Genomic DNA, 15,327 nt, shown 5'->3' on the forward strand with positions numbered 1-15,327 from the left:
CTAGGGGGCGAAGATCTGGCGGCGGGACGCGACGTGCTCGAACTCCTCCAGGCGGCGCTGCACGTCCTCCGGCGCCGCGTCGCACATGGCCTGCAGGAGCAGCATCGCGACCGCCATCGGCCCGGTGTGCAGGTCGAAGACGAGGCGGGTGCCCACGGGCGCGGGCAGCGCCACGTCGGCGAGGTCCGCGGCGGGGCTCACCGGCGAGTCGGTCAGCGCCACCACCGTCAGCCCGGCCGCCGACGCCTCGCGGATCGCGTCGAGGGCCTCGCGCGGGTAGCGGGGCAGCACCACGGCCAGCATCGCACCGGCCCCGGCGGCGCGGGCCTGATCGAGCCGATCGGTGAGCCGGCTGCCGCCCTCGTCGAGCAGGCGGACGTCCGGGTGGATCTTGGCGGCGAAGTAGCCGAAGTACGTCGCGACGGGCCCGGCCGCGCGCAGGCCCAGCACGGGCAGCGGGCGGCTGGCCGCGAGCAGCCGGGCGGCGGCGGCGATGGTGCTGTCGTCGCCGAGCTGGTCGGCCAGCCGGTACAGGGTGTCGCCCTCGGCGCGCAGGGCCCGCTGGGCGGGGCTGTCGCCGCTCTCGGCCGGGCCGTCGGCGGGCCCGGCGCCGACGGCCTCTCGCAGCTCGCGCCGCAGGGCCGGGTAGCCGGGGTGGCCGAGCGCCACCGCGAACCGGGTGACCGACGGTTGGCTCACCCCCGCCAGCTCCGCGACCTCGGCCGCGGACAGGAACGGCGTGGCGGCCGCGTGCTGCACGAGCGCGTGCGCGATGCGGCGCTGGGTGGGCGTCAGCCGGGCGCCCTCGAACAGGCCGAGCACCCGATCCGCCACGGAACCGTTTCCATTCACCGAGCGAGCTTATGCATGAAAACATTCAGGGCACCAGGTCTTCAGCTCATCGTGATAAAACCTTCCGATGTCCGCGACGAACATCCGGCGTGCCATCGCCCGGACGCCCCTCGCCCCCGTCGCCGCGTTCCCCAAGCGGCTCGCCAACGTCGCCCGCCACGACGCCCGCGTCCTGCGGGTCTCCGCCAAGTGGCTGTTCACCTCCCGGGAGCATCACAACTACACCTACGACCTGACCGCGCTCAGCCGCGAACACCTCGCCTGGTACGTCGCCGCCGTCTGCGACACCGGCGTCAAACAGGTCCGGCAGCACCTCGCCGAGATCGAGAAGGACGACCAGCTGCGCCGGCACCTCGAGGCCGGCATCGCCGGGGCCGCCCGCCGCGGCCTCGCCGACCAGCGCGTCCGCTACGGCCGCCGGATCGGCTGGTACGCCATCGTCCGCGCCCGCCGCCCCGCCCACATCGTCGAGACCGGCGTCGACAAGGGACTCGGCAGCTGCGTGCTCGCCGCCGCCCTGCTGCGCAACGCCGCCGACGGCGCCCCCGGCCGCGTCACCAGCCTCGACATCAACCCCGAGGCCGGCTACCTCGCCAAGGTCGAGCCGTACGCGAGCGTCATCGACCTCGTCATCGGTGACTCCATCGCCGCCATCGGCGCCCTCGACAGACCCGTCGACATGTTCCTGCACGACAGCGACCACTCCGTCGAGCACGAGCGCAACGAGTTCACCGCCGTCGAACCCAAGCTCGCCCCCGGCGCCCTGCTGCTCAGCGACAACGCCACCAAGACCAACGTGCTGCCCAAGTACGCGGAGAAGACCGGCCGGCGCTTCCTCGCCTACCGGGAGACACCCAAGGCCCACTGGTTCCCCGGCGACGGCATCGGAGCCGCCTGGTGAGGGTCACGTCGCTGCACACGTACCCGGTCAAGGGGTGCCACCGGCTCGACCACGACGAGGCGCGGGTCGAGCCGTGGGGGCTAGCCGGCGACCGGCGCTGGATGGTCGTCGACGCCGACGGCGTCGGCATGACCCAGCGCCGCGACCCGCGGCTCGTCACCCTGCGGCCCGCACCGGCGCCGGACGGCGGCCTGACCCTGCGCGCCGCCGGCCTGCCCGACCTGCCCGTCGCCCCGCCGCACGACGGCGACAAGACGCAGGTCCGCGTCTTCAGCGGCAAGCCGCTCGTGCCCGCGCGGCTCGCCCCCGCCGAGGCGCACGCCTGGTTCGGCGCCCTCCTCGACGCCCCCGTGCGGCTGGCCTGGCTCGCCGACCCCGCCACCGCCCGCCCCGTCAACCCCGACTTCGGCTCCGACGACGACCGGGTCAGCTTCGCCGACGGCTACCCGATCCTCGTCACCACCATGGCTTCGCTCGACGCCGTCAACGGCTGGCTCGTCGAGGGCGGCGACGAGCCCGTCCCCATGAACCGGTTCCGCCCCAACATCGTCGTCTCCGGCGCCACCCCCTGGGCCGAGGACGACTGGCTCGGCGGCCGGCTGCGCGTCGGCGACGTCACCCTGCGCGTCGCCAAACCCTGCGACCGCTGCCTGGTCACCACCACCGACCAGGAGACCGGCGAACGCGGCCGGCAGCCGTTGCACGTGCTCGGGAAGTACCGCAAGTCCCCGATGGGCTTGCTGTTCGGCGTCAACGTCATCCCCGACGGCCCCGGCATCATCCACGTGGGTGACCCCGTCTTAAGCGTCCCTTAGCGGAATTGCCGCCGGCGGCACGGGCACGGAAGGATTCCGCCGCGTGACCGCCCTCCCCAAGCGCTGGCTCGCCGCCGGCGGCATCGCCGTCCTCGCCGGCATCGTCGGCATCGCCCTGCTCCTGCAGACCGGCGCCGAACCCGCCTGCGCCGCCCCGCCCACCGGCGGCGGCGTCCACAAGGGCAAGGCCACCTTCTACGACATGGGCGGCGGCACCGGCAACTGCTCGTTCCCGTCCGTGCCCGCCAACGACCTGTTCGTCGCCCTCGGCGCCGACCAGTACGGCAACGCCGCCGCCTGCGGCAGCTACCTCGACGTCACCGGCCCCAAGGGCAAGGTCCGCGTCAAGGTCGTCGACAGCTGCCCGCCGTGCACGCCCGGCCACATCGACCTGAGCCGCACCGCCTTCGGCAAGATCGCCGACCACGTCACCGGCATCATCCCCGTCACGTACAGGGCCGTCGTCAACCCGCCCGTCCCCGGCCCGCTCAGCATCCGCTTCGAGGGCGGCTCGACGCGCTACTGGATGGCGTTCAACGTCGACAACCACGGCAACCCGCTGCGCACCGTCGCCGTCCGCACCGGCGGCAGCGGCACCTGGGTCACCGCCGCCCGCCAGAAGCACAACGTGTGGGTCGTCGACGGCGGCGCCGGCTCCGGCCCGTTCCAGGTGCGCATGACCGACGTGTACGGCCGCAAGGCCACCGCCACCGGCGTCCGCCTCGCCCCCGACACCACCCAGAGGCTCTCCGCCCGCTTCGGCGGCGCCGCGGCCGGCCCGGTCGCCGCCGCGCCCTCGTCGGCGGCGGCGTCGGCGCGCGCCACCGCGAAGCCGTCGCCGTCGGTGTCCGCCTCCACGGCGGCGCTCATCACGCCGCCCGTCGAGTCGGCCACCGTGGCGTCGTCGTCCGCCCCGGCCCCCGCGCCGCTCACCCTCGCCGGCGACGTCTCACGCTGCTAGCGGCAGCCACATCATGATCTCGTCGCGGTCGTCGCCCGGGGCCACCCGCAGCGCCCCGGGCAGCCGCCCGACCTCCTTGTAGCCCAGCCCCGCGTAGAACCGGTCGATCCCGGTGCCACCCCGCACCGTCACGTGCAGCCCGGCCCAGCCCTCCGCCCGCGCCACCCGCTCGGCGTGCAGCATCAGCCCCCGCCCGAGCCGCCGCCCCTGCGCCGCCGGATCCACCATGACCCGCTTCACGGTGCGCCAGTGCGTCTTCAGCGCGTGATGATTGTCGGCGAGGAACAGCAGCGCCACGAGCCGCCCGCCCTCGTCGAACCCGGCCAGCAACCGGTCCGTCCCCGCCGCCACCGACGCGAGGATCTCCTCCGCCGTGCCGCGCACGTCGCCGGCGGTCACGGGCGGCACGAACCCGACGGCCCCGCCCGCGTTGACCACCCGCACCCACAGATCGAGCACGTCGGCCCGCAGCTCGGCGGTCAGCGGGGGATCGAGCACGTAGTCCATCCGGCCATCCTGCCGCCGGACCCCCGCCCGAAGCAGCGACGACCGTCACGGTGTGGCTGGTGCGGAAGAGGGGACTCGAACCCCTACGCCCTCTCGGGCACTGGGACCTAAACCCAGCGCGGCTGCCAATTACGCCACTTCCGCCTGATCTGTCCGAATCGCCGCGCGGGGTGCGGCGGCCTCGGCCGCGGCCCGGCGGGCGGCTCTCGTGCCGAGGCCCGCCGCGCTCAGGATGCCCGACACTGTACCGTGCGCGGCCCGCCCGGCTCCCGCGTCGCGGCCCATCGCGACCCCGGCGCCGCCCACCACCTCGGCCCGGCGGCGAACCCGTGGACCTGGCGCGGCCCGGCAGCCGGCCGAGGGGCGGCGCCCGGCGATGTGACCGTCCTGCATGGAGCTCAGTAGCGGAACATCGCCAGGTTGTCGCGCAGGGCCTGGGCGACCCGGGTCAGCTCGTCCGCCGCCGCGGCCGTGTCGCCCGCGGCGGCCGTCGTGTCGTCGGCGGCCTCGGCGACGCCTGCCACGTTGGCGGCGATGCCCGAGGTGCTGACGGCGACGGAGGAGACGGTGCGGCCCATCTCGTTGGTGGTGGCGGTCTGCTCCTCGACGGCGGCGGCGATGGCGGACTGGGTGGCATTGATCTGGTCGATCACGGTGCCGATGCCGTCGATGGCGGCGACGGCGGCGGCGGAGTCGGTCTGGATGGCGGCGACGCGGGCGCTGATGTCCTCGGTGGCGCGGGCCGTCTCCTGGGCGAGTTCCTTGACCTCGCCGGCGACCACGGCGAAGCCGCGGCCGGCGTCGCCGGCGCGGGCGGCCTCGATGGTGGCGTTGAGGGCGAGCAGGTTGGTCTGTTCCGCGATCGACGTGATGATCTTGACGACGGAGACGATCTCGGCGGACGACTCGTCGAGCTTGCGGAGGATGTCGGCGGCCTCGCCGGAGATGGTGACGGCCCGGCCGGCGACGCCGGCGGCGTCGGTGGCGCTGCGGGCGATCTCGGCGATGGAGCTGCCGATCTCCTCGGCGCCCGCCGAGACGGTGGTGATGTCGCGGCTGATCTCGGCGGAGGCGGCGGCGACGGCGCGGGCCTGGTCGGCGGAGCGGGCGGCGGAGCCCTCCATGCGGCCCGCGACCTGGGTGAGCTGGGTCGACGAGTCGCCCAGGGTGTCGACGTTGGTGCCGACGCCGCGCAGCGCGGCCGTGAGGCGGTCCAGGGCGGTGTTGAGGGCCTGCGACATGCGGCCGACCTCGTCGCGGCCGCCGACGGCGAGGCGCTGGTCGAGCCGGCCCTCGGCGAGGCCTTCCAGCACGGTGACGGTCTGGCCGAGCGGGCGGGCGATGGCGCGGCCGACGAGCAGCACCAGGGCGACGGAGACGAGCACGGCGCCGGCGATGAGCGCGATGATGATGGCCTGGGCGCGGCCGGCGGCGTCGCGGGCCTCGGCCATGGCGGCGCGGGCGACGTCGTCCTCGATCTTGCTGAGGTTGGCCAGCGAGGTGGTCATCCGGGCGGACAGCGGGTCGATCGTGCCGGCCTGGGCGCGCAGGTAGACGGCGACGTCGTTGGTCTCGCCGGCGGCGACGAGGCGCTCGTCGCGCACGTAGCGGTACTGGCGCAGGGTGGACGCGAAGGCGTCCCGGTCGGCCTCGCGGCCGGTCATGTCGGTGGCGGTGTAGTCGGCCCAGCGGGCGTCGAGGTGGGCGTCGATCGCGGCGATCTGGCGGCGCACGTCGGCGACGGTCTCGCCCTCGTTGCGCAGGATCAGCTTCGCGGCCAGCGCGCGGGCCTCCTGCAGGTCGCCGCGGACCTCGCCGAGCCAGCCGATGGCCTGGGTGCTGTCGGCGTACATGGTCTCGAGGCGGTCGCGGGCGGCGTTGAGCTGCACGAGCCCGGTCACGCCGACGCCGACGAGCAGCAGGCACACGATGCCGAAGCTGACCACGAGCTTCTGCGCGACCCGCAGGTGCCGGAAGGCGGCTACGGGGTTCAGCGCGCGGCGCTGCCGGGCGGGTGTCGGCATCGGGCTCTCCGGTGACGGCGGGGCGGACACCCGCCTGTTCGGCAGCGCGGCGGCGGATCTTCAGTTTTCGAGGCCGAGGTCCTTGCGCAGCTTGGCGACGTGCCCGGTGGCCTTGACGTTGTAGAAGGCGTGCTCGACGGCGCCGTCGGGGTCGATGACGAAGGTCGACCGGATGACGCCGGTGACGGTCTTGCCGTACATCTGCTTCTCGCCGTAGGCGCCGTACGCGGTCAGCACGGCCCGGTCGGCGTCGCTGACCAGCGGGAATGTGATGGCGTCGTGCTCGCGGAACTTCGCGAGCTTGGCGGGGGCGTCGGGGGAGATGCCGACGACCTCGTACCCGGCGGCCTGCAGCGAGGCGAGGGAGTCGCGGAAGTCGCAGGCCTGCTTGGTGCAGCCGGGCGTCATGGCGGCGGGGTAGGCGTAGAGGATGACCCGCCGGCCGCGCAGGTCCTTCAGCGACAGGCTGTCGCCGGTGTCGGTGGGGAGGGTGAAGTCGGGCGCCGGGTCCCCGGCGGTGAGACGCGTCATGACTAGTGAGACTAGTCCGCCCCACTGTTGCAAGGGATTCGCAACAACCATAGGCTCGCGGTGTCGGTGACCGCCCTCGTCGCCGGCTGGGGGAGGCACCGGCATGGAGCAGCTCGCGCTGCACATCAGCAACGGCGTGCTCGGCGGTCCCGTGGCCGCCGCGACCGCCGTCGTGGCCGCCGTCGGGCTGACGCTCTGCGTCCAGCGCGGCCGCCGCGACCTCGACGACCGGCTGGCCCCCATGGCCGGGCTGGTCGCCGCGTTCATCTTCGCCGTCCAGATGCTCAACTTCCCGGTCCTGCCGGGCGTCAGCGGCCACCTGCTCGGCGGCACCCTCGCCGCCCTGCTCGTCGGGCCGTGGGTCGGCGCGCTGTGCGTGTCGATCGTGCTGGTCGTGCAGGCCCTGATGTTCGCCGACGGGGGCGTCACCGCCCTCGGCGCCAACATCACCAACATGGCGCTGCTCAACACCGCCGTGGCGTACCTGCTGATCGTGGTCCTGCTGCGGGTGCTGCCGCGCACCCCCGCCGGGCTGGCCGCGACCGCGGTCGTCGCCGGCGTCGTCGCGGTGGTCGCGGCCGCGCTGGGCTTCGTCCTGCAGTACGCGCTGGGCGGCGCCACCGAACTCACCGCCGGCGGCCTCGGCTCCATCGCCGCCGTGATGACCGGCACCCACGCGCTCATCGGCATCGGCGAGGGCGTCATCACCGCCGTCACGGTCGTGACCGTCGCCAAGACCCGCCCCGACCTCGTGTACGCCCTGCGCGGCCTGCGCAAGCCCGACCTGGTGGAGAGTGCCGCGTGAGGAGGACGACCGGTTTCGTCATCGCCGGGCTGGTCGTGGCGCTGCTGCTCGCCGGCGTGGTGAGCAGCTTCGCCTCCGGCGCGCCCGACGGCCTCGACTCGGCGTCCACCCGCGGCTGCACCGTCGACGCCGCCGGCGAGATCACCGGCGGCACCTGCATGGCGCAGGGCGCGAAGGAGCACGAGGTCGGCGGCCCGTTCGCCGACTACACGTTCACCGGCGCCGGCGGTGACTTCGCCGCCACCGCCGTGTCCGGCGTCGTGGGCGTGCTCGTCACGTTCGCCCTCGCGGGCGGGCTGTTCTGGGCCACCCGGCGCCGCCGCGCCCCGGCGCAGTAGGTGGGCGCCGGGCACCACGTGCTGCACCTGGACGCCGACAGCCCCGTGCACCGGCTGGCGCCCGAGGTGAAGGTCGCCGCCACGGTGCTGTTCACGGTGGCCGTCGTGGCGACCCCCCGGCACGTGCTGTGGGCGTTCGGGCTGTACGCGCTGCTGCTGGTCGTCCCGGCCGTGGCGGCCCGGGTGCCGGCCGGCTGGCTGGGCCGCCGGGTGTGGATCGAGGCGCCGTTCGTGCTGCTGGCGTTCGCGCTGCCGTTCGCGGGCACCGGCGAGCGCGTCGACTGGCTCGGCCTGAGCCTGTCCGTCGACGGGCTGTACGGGGCGTTCAACGTGCTCGCCAAGGGCACCCTCGGCGTCGTCGCGTCCCTGCTGCTGGCCGCCACCACCACCCCGCGCGACCTCATCGTCGGCCTCGACCGGCTGCGCTGCCCGCAGGTCTTCACCACGATCGCCACGTTCATGCTGCGCTACCTGGACGTGCTCGTCGGCGAGGCCCGCCGGATGCGCGTGGCCCGGCTGTCGCGCGGCGACGACCCGCGCTTCCTGTGGCAGCTGCGCGGCTTCGCCGCCGGCATCGGCGCGCTGTTCCTGCGCGCGTACGAGCGCGGCGAGCGGGTGTACCTGGCGATGGTGTCGCGCGGCTACGACGGCCGGATGCCCGACGGCTGGCACGGCCCGCGCGCCGGCGTCCGGCAGTGGGCCGCGGCGGCGCTCGTCCCGCTGCCGGCCGTGGGGATCGCGGTCGCCGCCGCGGTCCTGGGATGATCGGGGAGTGGACCAGCCCCCGACCCTCGACGTCGCCGGCGTCTCCTACGCCTACCCCGACGGCCACCGCGCCCTGACGGGCGTCGACCTGCGGCTGGCGGCGGGCGAGCGGGTCGCGCTGCTCGGCCCCAACGGCGCCGGCAAGACCACCCTGGTCCTGCACCTCAACGGCATCCTGGCCGGCGGCGCGGGCACGGTCACCGTCGAGGGGCTGCCGGTCACCGCCGACCGCGCCCGCCTCGCCGAGATCCGCCGCCGCGTCGGCCTGGTCTTCCAGGACCCGGACGACCAGCTGTTCCTGCCCACGGTCGCCGAGGACGTCGCGTTCGGCCCCGCCAAGCTGGGGCTGCGCGGCGCCGAGCTGTCCGCCCGCGTCGACGAGGCGCTCGCCGCGGTCGGCATGGCCGAGCACCGCGACCGCGTCCCGCACCACCTGTCGTTCGGCCAGCGCCGCCGCGTCGCCGTCGCCACGGTGCTGGCGATGCGCCCGTCGCTGCTGGTGCTCGACGAGCCGTCGTCCAACCTGGACCCGGCGTCGCGGCGCGAGCTCGCCGACATCCTGCGCGGCCTGCCGGTCACGCTGCTGATGGTCACCCACGATTTGCCGTACGCGCTGGAGCTGTGCCCCCGCGCGGTGATCCTCGACCAGGGCCGGATCGTCGCGGACGGCCCGACGGACGCGCTGCTCGCCGACGCGGCACTGCTGGCCGCCCACCGGCTGGAGCTGCCGCTCGGGTTCGACCCGCGCCTGGCGGCCACCCAGCTCGGCCGCGGCTGACGCCGCCGCTGACGCCGCCGCCGGGGACTCCGGGCGATTTCGCCTTGCGGGCGCGGCCCGTCGCCGCAAGGATCCCCCCATGCCCGCTCAGGACGTGACGATCCGCCCGTACGACGCCGGCGACTGGGACGCGATCGCGCGCATCCACGACGCCGCCCGCCTCGACGAGCTGCGCGGCTCCGCGGCCGGCGTGGAGGCGTTCCTCACGCTCGCGCAGACGGCCGAGGGGGAGGGGCTGTTCGACGGCCCGCTGTGGGTGGCCGAGGCCGGCGGGGAGGTGGCCGGGTTCGTCGGGCTGGAGGACGACGAGGTCACCTGGCTGTACGTCGACCCGGGGCGCTACCGGCAGGGGATCGGCCGGGCGCTGCTGCGGCACGCGCTGACCGTCACCGGGCCCACGACCGAGGTCTGCGTGCTCGACGGCAACGCGGCGGCGCTGGCGCTCTACCTGGCCGAGGGCTTCGAGATCACCGAGACGCGCACCGGCCGGCTGGTCGGCAACGAGCGGTTCACCGTCACCGGCCACATCATGCACCGCCGGGTGGCGGCGCCGACCGGCTGAGCGGGCCGGGCGCGGCCGGGGCGCGCAGGCGCAGCACAGCCGCGACGGTCACGCCCGCCCCCGCCCCCGCCGCCAGCGCCACGGCCGCCCGCCACAGCCCCGCCGGCCCGGCCGCGGGCAGCACCGACGCCCCGGACACCCCGGCGTTGGTGAGGCCGCCGAACAGGGCCAGGGCGGCGCCGGTGAGGGCGAGGACGAGGTCGTTGACCCGGCGGCGCAGCAGCAGGGCCGCGCCCGCGACCGTGGCGGACACGCCGCTCAGCGCGGGCCACAGCGCCGCGCCCAGCAGGCCGAGCAGCACCTCGCCCACGCCGCGGGCCCCGGCATCGATGGTGGTCGCGGCGGCGTACCCCACCGTGGCGGGACCGGCGACGAGCAGGACCGGCGCGATCAGCGCGGCGCGGCGGCGGCCGGCCAGGTGGGCGCCGGCCGCGACGGCGGCGGCGAGCAGCAGCACGCCGGCCCACCAGCCGCCGGGCTGCGGCGGCGGCCGCCAGTCGAGCGTGCCGGTGAGCGGGTGGGTGGTGGCGCCGACGCGCAGCGGCACCGTCCAGTCGCGCAGGCGGTGCTGCCGGGTGGGGTCGGCGGCGGCCTGGGCGGGGGTGCCCTCGGCGTTCCACTGGGTGCGTTCGTCGTGCCAGCGGGCGACCGGCTCGGTGGAGGTGCGCCGCCAGTCCGGCGGCAGGGCGGGGGAGTCCGGCGAGTGGGTGTTGCGGTAGACCCCGTCGGGGCGGACCTCCAGCCAGGGCTCGCCCGCGTAGCCGAGGATCTCGACGGGGCGGCTGCCGCGGTTGGTGAGCTCCAGCTCCGTGCCGGCTCTGATCACCCGGACGGTCACGGGCAGGTCCGCCGGGACCGCGCCGACCGTGACGCGGTAGTCGGTGGCGCCCGGGTCGTCGCCGCCGTGGGCGGCGGCCGGCGCGCCGGCGGCGACGGCGAGCAGGACGCCGGCCGCCGCCGCGAGCGCGTACCGGTGCGTCACGGGTTGGCCGCGGCGACCGCTGCCTGCAGGCCGGCGGGGGAGCGGTCCTTCAGTTCCTGGCCGGCGACGTAGATGGTCGGGGTGCCGGTGACGCCGCGCTCGCTCGCCGCGTCGGTGGTGCGCTTGGCCCAGCCCCGGTACGTGCCGTCCTTGACCGTGGCGGCGAACTCGTCGCCGAGGCCGACGGACCGGCCGATCTCGACGAGGCGGTCGTCGCTGAGGCCGTCGGTGCCCTCGGCGGGCTGCTGGGCGTACAGCGCCTTGAGGTACGGCACGAACTTCCCGCCCTCGGCGGCCGCGGCGGACGCGGCGGCGGCCCGGGTCGAGTACTGCGTGCCGTTGGAGAACCGGTCGAGGATCGCGATGGGGTGGTAGGTGACGGTGATCTTGCCCTCGGCGGCGAGCTGGTCGACGGTCGGGCCGGTCTGCTGCTCGAACTGGTTGCACGCCGGGCACATGAAGTCGGCGTAGATGTCGACGGCGACCGGCCCGGTGCCCGCGGTGAACCCGGCGGCGGGCGGGGTGGCGCCGGAGTCCCCGCCGTCCTTCTGGCCCGCCCACACGGCCCACCCGATCAGGCCCGCCACGATCAGCACCACCACCGCGACGGCGCCCGCGAACAGCGCCCGCCGCTTGCGCTCCTGGGCCGCCAGGGCCTCCTTGGCCTGCCGGGCCGCCTCGGCGCGCCCGCGCTTCGTCGCAGTGCTCACTTGTCCCCCTGAATCCACGCGTCGACGGAGAGCCGCGTGCGCGGCCACACCAGCAGGAACCCGGCCAGCAGCAGGAAGCCGCCGTCGCGGGCCAGTTCGGTCAGGTACGCCGGGTCGGCGCCCGCGGCCAGGTCGCCGCCGCTGCCGAAGCAGCCGCAGTCGATGCGCAGCCCGCGCGCCCACGCCGAGGCGATGCCCGCCACGAACACCAGCAGCAGCGCCGCGGAGACGCCGGCCGTGACCCGCACGGCCACCCCGGCCAGCAGCAGCAGGCCGAGGGCGATCTCCACGAACGGCAGGACCGCGCCGACCACCTCGGCCGCCGCGAACGGCATCACCCGGTACGCGTTGACCGCGCGCCCCGACTCGGCCAGGTCGCCGACCTTGGCGAAGCCGGCGGCCAGCCACACCGCCGCCAGCCCGAGCCGGACGAGCGTGCCCAGCCACGGGCGCAGGGCCGGCCAGGCGGCCGTCCGCTGCTTCGTCACCACTGCCACGCCTCCTTAGTCGGCAGGAGTGTGCCGGGAGTTCCGATCAGGAAGCTTGGGCTTTGCTGAGAGCCGTGACCAGATCGTCCCGGGCGCGGGCCACCCGGGACCGGATCGTGCCGACGGGCACGTCCTCCACCTCGGCCGCCTCCGCGTACGACAGGCCCATCACCTGGGTGAGCACGAACGCGGTGCGCCGGTCGGCGGTGAGCCGGTCGAGCAGGTCGGTCGCGCCGAGGCGGTGCGCCGGGTCGGGCTGGTGACCGTCGGTGTGCGCCTGCGCCGTCAGCCGCTCGGTCAGCCGGCGCCCCCGCACCACCGTGCGCAGGTGGTCGGCGCAGGCCCGCCGGGCGATGCCGAGCAGCCACGTGCGGGCGCTGGACCGCCCCTCGAACGCGGGCAGCGCCCGGAACGCCCGCAGGAACGTGTCCTGCGTGAGGTCGTCGGCCGCGCCCGGGTCGACCAGCGCGGCGGTGAACCGCCACACCTCGGCCTGGGTGGCGCGCACGAACGCGGCCTGGGCGGCCGGGTCACCCGCGCGGGCGCGCAGGGCGAAGCCGGTGACGGCGTCGCCGCCGGGCGTCTCGTCGCGCTGACCGGGGATCACGGTTGGTAAGGGTACGCGGCGCGGGGACCCTGGCGGAGAGCCCATCGACCCGCCGGAAAAGGTCCACCGGCCCGGGAACTCCCCCGGCGGCGCCGACGACTATGGGACGTGCGGTTGTGTCGCGGTAGCGGTGATCGGGGAGCATGGCGTCCATGACCCTCGACCTCCCGCGCCGTCGCCGCACCGGCGCCGCCCTGCTGCTGGGCGTGCTGCTGGGCATGCTGGGCGTCCTGTTCGCGCCGGCCGCACCGGCCTCCGCGCACGCGGTCCTGCAGCGCAGCGATCCCCAGCCGGACTCGATCGTGCCGCAGGCGCCCGACCGGGTGACGCTGGTGTTCAGCGAGACCGTGCAGCTCGTGCAGGGCCGCACCCGGGTGGTGGCGCCCGACGGCTCCCGCGCCGACGAGGGCGAGCCCGTCATCGAGGGCACCACGCTGACCATCCGGCTGGGCGCCGAGGCCAAGGGCACCTACCTGGTCAGCTACCGGGTGGTGTCCGCCGACAGCCACCCCGTGTCGGGCGCGTTCACCTACTCGGTCGGCGCCGCGTCGGCGCCGCCGTCGGCGGGCGACGACGCCGCCGCGGGCGTCGACCCGGCCGTCGAGGTGGCCATCCCGGTCGTCAAGTTCCTCGGGTACGCCGGCCTGCTGCTGCTCGTCGGCCCGGTGATGGTGCTGGCGCTGCTGTGGCCGCACCGCCTCTCCCGCCGCGGGCCCGCCCGGCTGGTGTGGACCGGCCTGGGGCTGGTGCTCGGCAGCACCGTGGCGGCGCTCTACCTGCAGGCCCCGTACACCGCCGGCGGCGGGCTGTTCTCCGCCGGCCCCGGCGACCTGCGCGACGTGCTCGCCAGCACGTTCGGCGCGGTCATGCTGGTGCGCATCGGCGTGGTGATCGCCGCGGCCCTGCTGATCCGGCCGCTGCTCACCGGCTCCGGCGGCGAGTCCCGCAGCGACCTGGCCATCCTCGGCGTCCTCGGCGTCGCCGCCCTGGCCACCTGGCCGCTCACCGGGCACCCGTCGGCGTCGCCCGTGGCCGCGGTGTCCGTCGTGGTCGACGCGGTGCACCTGGGCGCGATGGCGGTGTGGCTGGGCGGCCTGGTCATGCTGCTCGGCTTCCTGCTGCGCCAGGCCGACAGCCGGGAACTCGGGGCGATCCTGCCGATCTGGTCGCGCTGGGCGGCCGTGGCCGTCGGCGCGCTGGTGCTCGCGGGCACCACCCAGGCGCTCATCGAGGTGGGCACGGTCAAGGGCCTCGTCGACACCACGTACGGCCGCATGATCATCGCGAAGGTGGCGCTGGTCGCGCTCGTGCTCGGCAGCGCGTTCTTCGCCCGCCGCCTCGTGCAGAAGCGCGTCGCCGAGGACGGCCCGACGCCGCTGCGCCGCATCATCGGCGTCGAGCTCGGCATCACCGCCGTCATCCTCGGCCTCACCGCCGTGCTGGTGCAGGTCACGCCCGCCCGCACGGCCGTCGAGACGGTCGCCACCACCACCGAGACCACCGTCGACACGGTGCTGTCCAACAACCTCTACTCGCTGCAGGTGCAGATCTTCCCCGCCGCGGCGGGCAACAACTCGATCCACCTGTACGCGTACACGCCCGACGGGCAACTGCTGCCCGTGGTCGAGTGGGTCGCCACCGCCGAGCTGCCGTCCGCCGGGGTGGAGCCGATCGACGTCGACCTGCTGCGCATCACCGACAGCCACGCCATCGGCGAGGTCAACCTGCCCGCCGCCGGCGACTGGACGCTCAAGTTCACGCTGCGCACCTCCGAGATCGACCAGGCCTCGGTCACCACGACCGTCAGCATCCGACAGCCCTAGGAAGGTTCTCCCCGATGACCCGTACGCCCCGCATGCTGCTGGCCGCCGCCGGCGCGACCGTTCTCGCCGTCCTCGCCACCGGCGCGCCCGCCCTCGCGCACGTCACCGTCAGCGCGCCCGCGGCGGTGCAGGGCGGGTACACCCGGGCCGCGGTGAGCGTGCCCAACGAGAGCGACACCGCCTCCACGGTGAAGGTCGAGCTGTTCATGCCGGAGCAGACGCCGGTCGCGTCGGTGCGCACCACGCCGATCGCGGGCTGGACGGCCACGGTGGAGAAGGGCAAGCCGGCTGTGCCGCTGGAGTCGCACGGCACGCCGGTCACCGAGGTCGTCACGAAGATCACCTGGACGGCCGCCGCGGGCGGGGGCGTGAAGCCGGGCGAGTTCGCCGAGTTCCCGCTGTCGATGGGCCCGCTGCCGGCCGCGCCGCGGCTGGTGTTCAAGGCGCTGCAGACGTACTCGGACGGCAACGTGTCCCGGTGGATCGAGGAGCCGCCGGCGGCCGGCGGCGAGGAGCCGGAGAGCCCGGCGCCGGTCCTGGCCCTGGCGGCGGCCCCCGCGGACGGCGCGGCGCCCGCGGCCACCGGCACCTCCGTCGAGGCGGCGGCCGACGACGACGACGACGCCGAGGAGTCCGAGTCGGGCCCGGCCCTCGGCCTGGGCATCGCGGGCCTGGTGGCGGGCCTCGCGGGCCTGGCCCTCGGCGCGCTGGCGTTCGCCCGGACCCGCAAGCAGAACGCCTGACAGCTCCCTCACGACGGCCCGGCGTTCACGCGCCGGGCCGTTTCCGTTGCGCCGCCTGGGCCTTATATAGCTGAACGGCCAGTTTAGTCCCTTTTAGCCTTGTATGGTCGGCCCAACGTGAAACCTTGAGGGGGG

Annotated in this window: 18 protein-coding genes and 1 tRNA gene; 10 read left to right on the forward strand and 9 right to left on the reverse strand. The window is 75.2% G+C overall.

The window, feature by feature from the left end; translation table 11 throughout:
* Positions 1–852, reverse strand: coding sequence for a MurR/RpiR family transcriptional regulator (locus Sya03_RS25650; protein ID WP_203940968.1), 852 nt, complete (start codon positions 850–852; stop codon positions 1–3).
* A 67-nt stretch (positions 853–919) separates the two neighbouring features.
* Between Sya03_RS25650 and Sya03_RS25655 the strand changes: the two genes are divergently transcribed.
* From Sya03_RS25655 to Sya03_RS25665, 3 genes are read left to right on the forward strand one after another with little or no spacing between them, the layout of a single operon-like run.
* The gene (locus Sya03_RS25655) at positions 920–1,753 is read left to right on the forward strand and encodes a class I SAM-dependent methyltransferase (protein ID WP_203940969.1); all 834 of its coding nucleotides are present in this window, start codon (positions 920–922) and stop codon (positions 1,751–1,753) included.
* Positions 1,750–2,568 carry an MOSC domain-containing protein gene (locus Sya03_RS25660; protein ID WP_203940970.1) on the forward strand — a complete coding sequence of 273 codons (819 nt, stop codon included), beginning with the start codon at positions 1,750–1,752 and terminating at the stop codon, positions 2,566–2,568. The genes Sya03_RS25655 and Sya03_RS25660 overlap by 4 nt, the downstream gene beginning before the upstream one ends.
* A 43-nt stretch (positions 2,569–2,611) precedes the next feature.
* Positions 2,612–3,529, forward strand: coding sequence for an expansin EXLX1 family cellulose-binding protein (locus tag Sya03_RS25665; RefSeq protein WP_239107836.1), 918 nt, complete (start codon positions 2,612–2,614; stop codon positions 3,527–3,529).
* Here the strand turns inward: Sya03_RS25665 and Sya03_RS25670 are convergent.
* From Sya03_RS25670 to bcp, 4 genes are all read right to left on the reverse strand, one after another.
* Positions 3,518–4,036, reverse strand: a complete 519-nt coding sequence (locus Sya03_RS25670; protein WP_203940971.1) for a GNAT family N-acetyltransferase — start codon at positions 4,034–4,036, stop codon at positions 3,518–3,520. The genes Sya03_RS25665 and Sya03_RS25670 overlap by 12 nt on opposite strands.
* A gap of 57 nt (positions 4,037–4,093) precedes the next feature.
* Positions 4,094–4,180, reverse strand: a tRNA-Leu gene (locus Sya03_RS25675).
* Between the two features lie 254 nt (positions 4,181–4,434).
* Entirely contained in the window at positions 4,435–6,060 is a 1,626-nt protein-coding gene (locus tag Sya03_RS25680; RefSeq protein WP_203940972.1) for a methyl-accepting chemotaxis protein, read from the reverse strand.
* Between the two features lie 60 nt (positions 6,061–6,120).
* On the reverse strand, positions 6,121–6,591 hold the full coding sequence (bcp, locus tag Sya03_RS25685; protein WP_203940973.1) for a thioredoxin-dependent thiol peroxidase: 471 nt from the start codon (positions 6,589–6,591) through the stop codon (positions 6,121–6,123).
* Positions 6,592–6,694: 103 nt separating this feature from the next.
* Here bcp and Sya03_RS25690 point away from each other — a divergent pair, with 103 nt between their 5' ends.
* From Sya03_RS25690 to Sya03_RS25710, 5 genes are all read left to right on the forward strand, one after another.
* A complete protein-coding gene (locus tag Sya03_RS25690; protein ID WP_203940974.1) occupies positions 6,695–7,396 on the forward strand; it encodes an energy-coupling factor ABC transporter permease in 702 nt (233 codons plus the stop codon).
* Complete coding sequence (locus tag Sya03_RS25695) at positions 7,393–7,734, forward strand: PDGLE domain-containing protein (RefSeq protein WP_203940975.1); 342 nt, start codon at positions 7,393–7,395, stop codon at positions 7,732–7,734. The genes Sya03_RS25690 and Sya03_RS25695 overlap by 4 nt, the downstream gene beginning before the upstream one ends.
* Entirely contained in the window at positions 7,735–8,499 is a 765-nt protein-coding gene (cbiQ, locus tag Sya03_RS25700) for a cobalt ECF transporter T component CbiQ (protein WP_203940976.1), read from the forward strand.
* 7 nt (positions 8,500–8,506) lie between these two features.
* Positions 8,507–9,277 carry an energy-coupling factor ABC transporter ATP-binding protein gene (locus Sya03_RS25705; protein ID WP_203940977.1) on the forward strand — a complete coding sequence of 257 codons (771 nt, stop codon included), beginning with the start codon at positions 8,507–8,509 and terminating at the stop codon, positions 9,275–9,277.
* A 79-nt stretch (positions 9,278–9,356) separates the two neighbouring features.
* Positions 9,357–9,839 carry a GNAT family N-acetyltransferase gene (locus Sya03_RS25710; protein WP_203940978.1) on the forward strand — a complete coding sequence of 161 codons (483 nt, stop codon included), beginning with the start codon at positions 9,357–9,359 and terminating at the stop codon, positions 9,837–9,839.
* On the opposite strand, the gene Sya03_RS25715 is transcribed toward Sya03_RS25710, so the two are convergent.
* The 4 genes from Sya03_RS25715 to Sya03_RS25730 are packed head-to-tail and all read right to left on the reverse strand — an operon-like array spanning position 9,805 to position 12,626.
* The gene (locus tag Sya03_RS25715; RefSeq protein WP_239107837.1) at positions 9,805–10,821 is read right to left on the reverse strand and encodes a hypothetical protein; all 1,017 of its coding nucleotides are present in this window, start codon (positions 10,819–10,821) and stop codon (positions 9,805–9,807) included. The genes Sya03_RS25710 and Sya03_RS25715 overlap by 35 nt on opposite strands.
* Positions 10,818–11,531 (reverse strand): DsbA family protein, encoded by a 714-nt coding sequence (locus Sya03_RS25720; RefSeq protein ID WP_203940979.1) that lies wholly within the window; start codon positions 11,529–11,531, stop codon positions 10,818–10,820. Before Sya03_RS25720 ends, Sya03_RS25715 begins: the two co-directional genes overlap by 4 nt.
* Positions 11,528–12,022, reverse strand: a complete 495-nt coding sequence (locus Sya03_RS25725) for a MauE/DoxX family redox-associated membrane protein (RefSeq protein WP_370871971.1) — start codon at positions 12,020–12,022, stop codon at positions 11,528–11,530. Before Sya03_RS25725 ends, Sya03_RS25720 begins: the two co-directional genes overlap by 4 nt.
* Positions 12,023–12,065: 43 nt before the next feature.
* The gene (locus tag Sya03_RS25730) at positions 12,066–12,626 is read right to left on the reverse strand and encodes a sigma-70 family RNA polymerase sigma factor (protein WP_239107839.1); all 561 of its coding nucleotides are present in this window, start codon (positions 12,624–12,626) and stop codon (positions 12,066–12,068) included.
* Positions 12,627–12,769: 143 nt separating this feature from the next.
* On the opposite strand from Sya03_RS25730, the gene Sya03_RS25735 reads away from it, so the two are divergent.
* Together Sya03_RS25735 and Sya03_RS25740 are read left to right on the forward strand one after the other, a co-directional pair.
* Positions 12,770–14,449, forward strand: coding sequence for a copper resistance CopC/CopD family protein (locus Sya03_RS25735; protein ID WP_203940982.1), 1,680 nt, complete (start codon positions 12,770–12,772; stop codon positions 14,447–14,449).
* 14 nt (positions 14,450–14,463) lie between these two features.
* Positions 14,464–15,192, forward strand: a complete 729-nt coding sequence (locus Sya03_RS25740) for a YcnI family copper-binding membrane protein (RefSeq protein WP_203940983.1) — start codon at positions 14,464–14,466, stop codon at positions 15,190–15,192.
* Positions 15,193–15,327 lie beyond the last annotated feature (135 nt).

The sequence above is a fragment of the Spirilliplanes yamanashiensis genome (genome assembly GCF_016863475.1).
GTDB classification, from domain to species: domain Bacteria; phylum Actinomycetota; class Actinomycetes; order Mycobacteriales; family Micromonosporaceae; genus Spirilliplanes; species Spirilliplanes yamanashiensis.